1 protein-coding gene is annotated in these 515 nt (G+C 38.1%); it reads right to left on the bottom strand.

The features are described from left to right. Nucleotides 1-141: 141 nt before the first annotated feature. The coding region (locus tag I8J30_RS32735; RefSeq protein ID WP_210664512.1) for a CBS domain-containing protein at nt 142-515 on the bottom strand (374 nt) is incomplete at its 5' end.

The following is a 515-nucleotide window of genomic DNA, read 5'->3' as shown; positions in this document are numbered from 1 at the left end:
AAAGCTAAAACGATTGCATCAACGAAGAACTGTAACCCAGTAGCGATACTATCAAAGAAAGGATCAAAATGATTAACAAGCCATTCGATGATCATGTCGATCCAATTGGCTATAGGCAACATTGGTAATAATTCATCCATCTTAGAGTACCTCCCTTTCTACTTGTGCAGGGAGCTCTTTGTATTCAATGTCATTAATGTACGTCTCATTACCTGCTAATGCTCCAATAACTGCTCCTCTTATGACAATACCCTTTAGTCGTTTGTCCTGATCAATAACAGCTACAGGGATCGTTGCCATAGATACATCATCAAATAGGTCTATAAGAAGTGTATCTTGCTGAACGGTCGTTACATCTTTATTTAGCACTTCCGCTAAAGTCAGATTTTTTTCTACCGCATCTCTTGCATCAGCAGCAGTTACAGCTCCTATTAATCTCTTTTGTTTATCAACAATATAAACAGTAGAGATTCCGTTATCTTTCATCACCTTAAGAGCAACCCTAGCTCCTTTTT

Source organism: Paenibacillus lignilyticus, from assembly GCF_017942085.1.
Lineage (GTDB): Bacteria > Bacillota > Bacilli > Paenibacillales > Paenibacillaceae > Paenibacillus_Z > Paenibacillus_Z lignilyticus.
This window is presented reverse-complemented; position numbering and strand designations above follow the sequence as displayed.